Here is an 8,709-nt window from a genome sequence, read left to right on the forward strand (position 1 = left end):
TCTTCATTTCCCGAACTTAAAGTTCGTGTCCCGATGGCTAATTAAAGAACTTACCAAGCTGTTGCATATTGGTGTTGTGGCAAAACACCATTACACTGTCGCCTGCCTCAATCTGTGTGCCACCCGAAACGAGGATGCCTACGCCTTTGCGAACCAGTCCGCCAATGGTTACTCCCCGTGGCAAACCCAACTCGAACACGCGTTTCTTGGTGACTTTCGAACCCTGTTGGGCTGTGAACTCGGCCACGTCGGCATTGGCCATCGTGAGAAAACGCACGTTACTTACGTCGGCATCGAGCATCATTTGGTAGATGTGGCTTGCTGCAATGTCTTTCTTGTTCACGATGGTACCGATGTCAAGACTGTCTGCCATGCTAACGTAGTCCATGTTTTCTACCATAGCCACGGTCTTGCGCACGCCCAATCGTTTAGCCGTAAGGCATGCCAGGATGTTGGTTTCGGTGTTGTTTGTTAGTGCCACGAAAGCTTGCGTGTTCATGATACCCTCTTCGTTCAGCAGCTGTATGTCGCGTCCGTCGCCGTGTATCACCAGTGCCTTGTCTTCTTCAAGCAGGTCGTTCAGCTCCTCACAGCGCTGTTCGTCTTTCTCTATTATCTTGGCTTCCATGTAGCTGGGGATGTTTTTCACCGCCATCACGCAGGTGTTTCCTCCACCCATGAAGAACACGTTCTTAACGTCAACGTAGTGTTCTTTGCCTACAATCTTGCGGATGTAGGGAATATATTGGCGTGTTGTCATGAAGTAGGCCAGGTCGTAGAGTTTCAATTCGTCGTTACCGCCTGGTATGACGGTTTCGTAACCGCGCTTAATGGCCACCACGTGGTAAGGGTCGTCGGGTCCACAGAGTTGTTTTAGGGGTTGGTTAAGTATTTCGCAGCCCTCGCGCAACTTGATTCCCAGCATCACAAGCGCGCCATTGTGCACGTCCCAACGTTGGCGCACCCACGACATTTTCAGTCCGTTGATGATGTCGGTGGCCGCCAGTGTTTCGGGAACGATGAGCGAACTAACGCCCAAACGCTCGAAAAGTTCTGCCACTCCTGGTTCTGTCAGTTCCACATCGTCTATCTTGGCCACCGTCTTTTTTGCCCCCAGAGCCTTAGCAATCATGCAGATGTTGAGGTTCAGATGTTGGTCGGCGGTAACGGCGATAAACAAGTCGGCGTCGCCGGCGTTCGCCTCTTTAAGTGTTTTTACGCTGCTGGGCGATGCTTGCAACATCATCAGGTCGGCCTCGGCGTCCATTCTGCCCAGCCGTTCTTCGTCCTCATCGATGAGCGTGATGTTCTCGTGGCTGTGCGATAGCAGTGTAGCCAGGTAAATTCCTATGTCGCAAGCACCGGCTATAACGATTTTCATGCTTCTATCTCCTTTCTTATTGAGTCGGCGTCAAGGCCTACCAGTTTGCGTAGTTGTGCCACCGAACCGTGTTCTACGAAGGCATCGGGCAAGCCCATGCGCACTATTTGGGGGCGGAAACCATGGTCGGCCATCCATTCCATCACGGCCGAACCCATGCCGCCGTTGCGTACACCGTCTTCAATGGTTATAATCTTGTTGAACTTGCGGCCAATGTCTTGCAGCAAGTTTTCGTCTAATGGCTTTACAAAGCGCAGGTCGTAGTGGGCCACTTGCTTTGTCCCCTGCATCTCGTCGAGTAGTTCAGCCACATCGTTTCCAATCGGGCCGAGTGTTATTACGGCCACATCCGTACCCACTCTAAGGCATCGGCCCGTGCCGATGGTTATCTCTTCGAAAGGCGAACGCCAGTCGGGGCATACGCCATTGCCGCGCGGATAACGTATAACGAACGTTCCCTTGCCTGGCAATTGGGCCGTGTACATCAGGTTGCGCAGTTCGTGTTCGTCCATCGGCGAGGCTATCGTTAGGTTGGGAACGGCACGCAGCGCGGCAATGTCGAACACTCCGTGGTGCGTTGGACCGTCTTCGCCAACCAGTCCGGCGCGGTCTAGGCACAGCACCAGCGGCAGATTGAGCAACGCCGCATCGTGAATGATGTTGTCGTAGGCGCGTTGCGAGAACGAACTGTATATGTTGCAGAATGGCACAAGCCCGTCTTTGGCCATGCCGGCAGAGAAAGTTACGGCGTGGCCTTCGGCAATGCCCACGTCGAAAGCGCGGTTGGGCATGGCCTTCATCATGATGTTTAGCGAACATCCTGTGGGCATGGCTGGCGTAACGCCCACAATCTTGGGGTTGGCTTGTGCCAATTCAACCAGTGTTTCGCCGAAAACGTCTTGGTAACGGGGCGGTTCGCCCGTATTGTTGCATACCAGTCGTTCGCCCGTTGCAGGGTCGAACTTGCCTGGGGCGTGCCATATCGTGGCCGATTCTTCGGCAGGCTTGTAGCCTTTGCCTTTGGTGGTGTGCAGATGGAGTAGCTTTGGCCCGCGCATCTGTTTGAGTTGGCGTAGCTTTCGCACCACTTCTTTCACGTCGTGCCCGTCAAATGGGCCGAAGTAGCGTATGTTCATGCCCTCAAAGATGTTCTGTTGGTGGCTCAGCGCCGACTTCAAGGCGTTGTTCAGTCGCAGGATGCCTTTCTTGCGGTCGTCGTCTAGCCATCCTTTGGCGTGCAACCATTGCGCCGCCTTAAAGCGTAGATGGTTGTATGTCTCGTTGGTGTCGAGGTTCAGCAGGTATTTCTCCATGCCTCCAACGGCTCGGTCGATGCTCATGTCGTTGTCGTTGAGCACGATGAGCAAGTCGTTGTCCGTAGACGATACGTTGTTAATGCCTTCGAAAGCCAATCCGCCACTCATCGCTCCGTCGCCGATTACGGCCACAACGTGGCGTTGTTGGTTGCCGCCTAGCTTGGCAGCCACGGCCATTCCCAATGCTGCCGAGATGGAGTTTGAGGCATGTCCGCAGGTGAATGTGTCGTAAGGGCTTTCCATGGGCGTGGGAAAAGGGCGAATGCCGCCCAGCTTACGATTGGTGAAAAACTGCTCGCGCCTGCCCGTCAACAGTTTGTGGGCGTATGCCTGATGGCCTACGTCCCATACAATTCGGTCTTCGGGCGTGTCGTAAACGTAGTGCAGAGCAACGGTAAGCTCAACTACGCCCAGGCTCGAAGCAAAGTGTCCGGGGTTCACCGACACCTCTTCTATAATGTCTTGGCGTAGTTCTTGGCACAGTTGCGGCAACTGTTCAACATCTAGTTTGCGCAAGTCCTCTGGGTTCCTGATCTTATCTAATAGCTCGAAACTGTTTTCTCCCACAATAAATTCTTGTTCAATTACGGCACAAAGGTACGGCTTTTAATCGAATTTCGATAACGCCGCATTCATAATTCGCCTGCCAAGGTGGAGTTTTTCATGTTGCTTTCGTGTTTGTCTTGCCTGTTGTGCGGTTTGTGGCTATGGGTAAGCAGATGTTGTAAGTTGGCTGGTTGCATTAAAACAAGGCTTAATGGCGGTGCGGATGTAAAATAATGAGCCGTTTAGTTGCACAACCCGAAAGTGTAGACTACCTTTGCATTTGGCTTGCTTGCAGGCCTCATGGAACCTAACAAAAACAATTAGATGCGCATAAGGCTACTCCTTATATATATAGCGGTTGGCTTACAGGCCCTTTCCTTTTTGCCAACGCATGCCGCTACGCTATCAAGGCCGCACCATTTGTTGAGCGACCCCGACACGTTACGCCAAGGAAAAGACCTTGGCGAGGTGGTTGTAGTGGCTCGCCGAAAGCTTATTCAGATGCGCAACGACACCACACTCATCAACGTGGGCGGACTACACACCAAGCGAGGCGGTAGCTTGGAGTATCTGTTACGTAAGGTTCCGGGCATGCGCTACGACCGAGTGACGGGGCGACTAACCTATAATGGCAAGCCGCTTGTTAAGATTAGTCTCAATGGCTCTACCTTCATGGGTAACAATATCGCACGGGCCTTGGCCGCTTTGCCTGCCGAGGCGGTGTCGCAACTTAAAATATACGACTTACTTTCTACCCTCGAAAAGGCCACGGGCATTACCGACGGATTGCAGGAGCTGACGCTCGACATTCAGACTAAGGACGAATTTAACGGTGCCCTTACCACAAACGTTAAGGCCGAACACGGCACGCAGGGACGACGCAACGACAGCGCGCTGCTTAATTGGCTGCGGTCTAACGGCGAAAGCTTGTCGTTTGGCGTGGCAAGCAGCAACTTGGAGAACACCACGGCAGGCAACGGCAATTATACAAACTCGGTATCCATAGACGGAAACAAGCATCTAGGTAAGCAATTGAAACTTAACGCTAGTGCATCGCTTAACGATTTCCACCACGAAATGCAGGGTTCGAGTTACAGTGAAGAGTATCTGACGACTGGTACGCGAGCAGATGCCTCAACAAGTAGCATGAATGGGCGCAACACTAGTGGCACGCTGTGGTTCTTTTCCACTTACGAGATGGCTAAGCGGAGCCAACTCAACGTGAATTTTTCTGCCAGTCTATACGGCAACAAGAGCCAAAATGCGCAAGAAACGCAGCTTTTCGACAAGCGAGCGCGCATAGATACCATAACATTGGGTAAGGAAGAGAGCATCTCTCGCGGCCATTCCAACAGCTTTAATGCCTCGGCCGACTTCACTCATGCCTTTGCCGAAGGCGGTACGGCATTGAGTATTGTGGCCCGAATGGATGCCAACAATGCCGAAAGCACCAGCAATTCGCACAGCAGAACACATTATCGGCAATTGAAAAACAAGCTGGGAGCCGACTCTTTGCAACTTCGAGCGTTGGAACAGCTATCGCCCACGCAGTCAAGACAGGCATCGTTTACCGCACTACTTACCCAACCTTTGGGCAAAAAGGTGCGGTTGCAGGCGGGTTGGGGCATTGTTGCGGCCAAGGATTACCGCAAGCAAGACACTTACGACAAGGCTAGGAACAACGGACAATGGGTAGATAGCCTTAGTAACGAAAGCAGACTGACGTCTCTTGGGCAAGAGTTGCGGTTGACCTTCAACTACGACAGCGAGCATCTTAGCGCCAGTGGCGGCCTTACTTTGCTGCCACAGCGCAAGCGGTTTCATCAACGATACCACGGCGAGCAACGCGATACCACCTTGCGGCATGCCGACTTCAAGCCAATGGCGCATGTGCGGTGGCGCGGAAAGGGTATGAATGTGCGCTTAGAGTATTCGGGCTACACCTCGCAACCTAGTGCAGAGATGTTGCTTGCTTTTCGAAACACCACCGACCCCTTGGATATTCGCGAAGGAAACCCCAACCTTAAACCGGCGTTCAACAGCATGTTCGATCTAGAATGGGAACACGAGCGATGGGGACTTTCGCTAAGTGCCAACTTCCAAAGCACGCTTAACGACTTTACCGAAGAGATGCGGCTCGACCGCCAGTCGGGGGCGCGCCACTATCGGCAAGTAAACATCAACGGCAATAATAGCTTTAACGCCAACTTGGGGTGGAACAAACAGCTGGGTTTATGGAACTTGGGGCTTAACATGGCGTTGGGTTTGCGGCGCGAAGTGTCGCTCAATGGCGATGAAACCGAGGCCGACGTGACGAAAAGCATTACCAAAATGCGTGAAGGAGAGGTGTTTTTGCTATGCGGATTTGTGCCAAAATGGGGCGACATAACGTTTGGCGCACGCTGGCAACCACGCTTTTCGCACAACATCCAGACACAAACGCGCACCAAAAACCATGATTTCTCGTTAAGCGTTAACGCTATGGCCGACTTGCCTTTCGACCTCGAACTCTCTACCGATGCCTCTTGTTACCTGCATCGGGGCACAATGACCAGCAGCGATGCCGACCAATGGCTGTGGAACATGTCGTTGGCTTGGAGTTTCCTCCGCAGTAAGCAGGCCACCCTAACCCTTAGTTGGAATGACATTCTTAATCGTCGGCAAAGTCTCGAACGCACAGCATCGGCCACAGGATTTAACGAAAGCTATCGCCCCGTGATTAAAAGCTATGTGCTACTGTCGTTTAGCTACCAGCTTAACTTTAAGAAGAAGGAGGGTAATTCATAGTTGGTTAGAGCCCGCAACTTGCTCCGTTAAGACATGAATGCTTTTAATCGGACAGAGCACGCACGCGTTTCTGCAACTCTTTCATTCTTTGCATCAACTCTTCAAATTCGAGAGACTTACCAAAGAAGAACGAATTCCTCATTCTAGTATAATCGTCACTCCATGCTTTCATTTCTTTCTTAGGAATTATAAAGTTGATTTTTTTAGGATTGTGAAGGTCATAATTGACATGTTTTAGTGCATAATAAGCCCTGCGGTGTTCTACTATGGAATTGTATAAGGTGATGTCTGATAAGGCCTCATGCCCATACTGAGTGTCCATAAGTTTCTCCAAGTCGTACAAGTGGCGTGACATTCGCATGCTTCTTGGCTTTTCTTTTTGGAACTCTTCTGCAAGTAAGAATAGCTTTTCCAAGAAAGTACGGGTTGGTAGCACTGTTCTAACCGTGCAGCAGGCATCTATATCTTCGCTTTCAAAACTATTTTCTATTAATGAGTGGATGTTGCGCAACGCTGTTGGCTCGTCCATAGAGAGCGAACTGATTTCAATCTTTACCCGTGGAGGAACGTATTCTATTGTTTCTTCAACGATTGATGGATAGTGCAAAAGAATAATTGTAGGGTCTTTGTCAGAGTCTATTGGGCACCATTCCCCGTTCTTTCCCTGTATATGAGTTACATTTTCGATGCTATACCCTGTAATGCCCATCTTTTTCAGATTGTAGTCTAATTGTGCGGAAAGGGTATTGTGGATGTATGCACGAGCCATCTTGCGCAGTTTTTCACGTTGATTTTTGGTTGTCCTGTCTATTCCAAAGAACGAATGGCTTATAGACAAGTCAATGTCCTCCGAGAAACGTTCGATGATGTTGAACCCTTTGGAAAGCGAAGTGCCTCCTTTGAATGTCAATGAGTCGCGGCACTCACTTTGGAACAGTGCTTTAAGTGTTATTGTCACCCACCAGTCTTTCTCTATTGCCGCCTGATTAATCCCTGATTGTTCGGCCTCAGTCTGCTGCAACATTGCCAAACGATCCAAATCTTTGTTGTTGAACCACAACTTTTCCATGGTATTTTATTTGTTTAATTGTTAAGCATTGGTTTAATAATTCTCTTCATCCAGCCAGGCATAGCATCTACATCTTTGGCCAGATTCTTCTTATCTGTTTCTTTGTTAATGAGTTCACGAATTATTTGTAATTCAGAATCTCCTACGTTTTCTTGCTTTAAAGCTCGAAGTGCCTGCGTTAACAAAGCAATGAGTCGTGTTTTGTAGCAGAAATTCTTTGGCACTCCACGTTTTAGCACAACTTGGCGATTGGCTAGTTTTATTGTTCTTTCACTTCCTGATGTTAGATAGGAATAGTTCATTGGAATCTGAGTAGAAAGTCCCAACGCGTTTAAAGCTGTCGTTCCTGATGGTAGCACCTCTGCATTGTCTCGCATAGCAATAGCCTGAACAATTTTCTCAATAGATGGAAGTACCAAACCAAACCTGCTCTTTCTCGGCTTTACATAGATGCCTTGCGCCATCTTGAATAGTACTCCGCTTTCAGCCAGTTCTGCCAACGTACTTCCTACAAACTCAGAATGATACTCTGGGTAGTCCGAACGGAACAGCACGCTATCATCGGGCAATGCTTTAATTCTCGATTTTAAAGTTCTACTCTCTTCAATATAGCCTTCCTTGTTCATGTAACCTTTGAAATTTTGCAGATTTTTCAAATGCAAAAATAATCAATTATATCCAAATACTAATGATGTTGATATGTTTTTTTGTTTCATTAAGTAATGTACTAGAAATCGTGAATCTGCCAGTCTATAAACTAAAATTGAGCTCAGAACTCACAGCCTATCAGCTCACAAAGCTAAATATGGTATGAAGTTGTCTTGACTTTTAATGTTTCTATAAATTGAATGGAGTTTGTTATCTTTGTGATGCTAACACAAGATAAACACTCCTCTTTTATATACGAAGTTCAGTACAAACAAACTCTCTGGCTTATAAACTTACGAAAACCCAACAATTCACGAACACATCAACCCATCAACTTATAAACTCAAAAACTCATCAACTAATGAACTCATCAACTTTCAAACTCAAGAACTCATAAACTTACAAGCTCGAAAACTCAAAAACTCATCAACTCAAAAACTTAAATTGTTATTTTATTTTTACAATATCGCTCTAATTTTCACTCCGTTCTAGCGAAAAAACAGGTTAAAAAGTAGGTAAATAGTCACTATTTCTAACCTTTTGTGTCTTTTGTTTTGTCTGTTTTTAGGAACAGAACCTGCATTTTGCACCATTTTAGCTTTCTAGTTTGGTTGGAAGTCTGATTTTTTTCAAGCCCAATTACACCCATTTTACCCCTAAAAACCCACTTTTCGATAGGCATTTTGCCCCTATGAGCCACAGATTTCATGGTTCAAGAAGGTTTTATTTATACCATTACGGCGGATATTTATGCTTTTCACCCTGCATTTAGCTGCATTTTACCTTGCGTTTTGCTGCAAAACGCACTGCGTTTAGCGGCAAATTGCACTGCATTTTGCAGCAAAACATCTTGCATTTAGCGGCAAAACACACCCCATTTAGCAGCAAATTGCACTGCATTTTGCTGCTAATAGGCCCAAAACAGGTACAAATGGCGGTTCTTTGGAATATAAATTCATTTT

Annotated in this window: 5 protein-coding genes; 1 reads left to right on the forward strand and 4 read right to left on the reverse strand. The window is 48.2% G+C overall.

Annotated elements, in window-relative coordinates; all coding sequences use genetic code 11:
* Window positions 1-37: 37 nt before the first annotated feature.
* Both trkA and dxs read right to left on the reverse strand, forming a co-directional pair.
* Window positions 38-1,381, reverse strand: coding sequence for a Trk system potassium transporter TrkA (gene trkA / locus HMPREF2955_RS04735; protein WP_070721461.1), 1,344 nt, complete (start codon window positions 1,379-1,381; stop codon window positions 38-40).
* Entirely contained in the window at window positions 1,378-3,264 is a 1,887-nt protein-coding gene (gene dxs / locus HMPREF2955_RS04740; RefSeq protein ID WP_070721463.1) for a 1-deoxy-D-xylulose-5-phosphate synthase, read from the reverse strand. Before dxs ends, trkA begins: the two co-directional genes overlap by 4 nt.
* A 303-nt stretch (window positions 3,265-3,567) precedes the next feature.
* Here dxs and HMPREF2955_RS04745 point away from each other — a divergent pair, with 303 nt between their 5' ends.
* On the forward strand, window positions 3,568-6,030 hold the full coding sequence (locus HMPREF2955_RS04745; RefSeq protein ID WP_070721465.1) for an outer membrane beta-barrel protein: 2,463 nt from the start codon (window positions 3,568-3,570) through the stop codon (window positions 6,028-6,030).
* 43 nt (window positions 6,031-6,073) lie between these two features.
* Here HMPREF2955_RS04745 and HMPREF2955_RS04750 read toward each other — a convergent pair whose 3' ends face one another.
* Both HMPREF2955_RS04750 and HMPREF2955_RS04755 read right to left on the reverse strand, forming a co-directional pair.
* Complete coding sequence (locus HMPREF2955_RS04750) at window positions 6,074-7,099, reverse strand: nucleotidyl transferase AbiEii/AbiGii toxin family protein (protein WP_070721467.1); 1,026 nt, start codon at window positions 7,097-7,099, stop codon at window positions 6,074-6,076.
* A 14-nt stretch (window positions 7,100-7,113) separates the two neighbouring features.
* Window positions 7,114-7,725 (reverse strand): DUF6088 family protein, encoded by a 612-nt coding sequence (locus HMPREF2955_RS04755; protein WP_070721468.1) that lies wholly within the window; start codon window positions 7,723-7,725, stop codon window positions 7,114-7,116.
* Between the last annotated feature and the right edge of the window lie 984 nt (window positions 7,726-8,709).

This window comes from Prevotella sp. HMSC073D09 (assembly GCF_001814145.1).
Classification (GTDB): domain Bacteria; phylum Bacteroidota; class Bacteroidia; order Bacteroidales; family Bacteroidaceae; genus Prevotella; species Prevotella conceptionensis.

What these genes read in the sequence shown, in the direction of transcription:
- trkA (WP_070721461.1), bottom strand. Translation starts at nt 1,381, where the DNA reads ATGAAAATCGTTATAGCCGGTGCTTGCGACATAGGAATTTACCTGGCT.
- HMPREF2955_RS04745 (WP_070721465.1), top strand. Translation starts at nt 3,568, where the DNA reads ATGCGCATAAGGCTACTCCTTATATATATAGCGGTTGGCTTACAGGCC.
- HMPREF2955_RS04750 (WP_070721467.1), bottom strand. Translation starts at nt 7,099, where the DNA reads ATGGAAAAGTTGTGGTTCAACAACAAAGATTTGGATCGTTTGGCAATG.
- HMPREF2955_RS04755 (WP_070721468.1), bottom strand. Translation starts at nt 7,725, where the DNA reads ATGAACAAGGAAGGCTATATTGAAGAGAGTAGAACTTTAAAATCGAGA.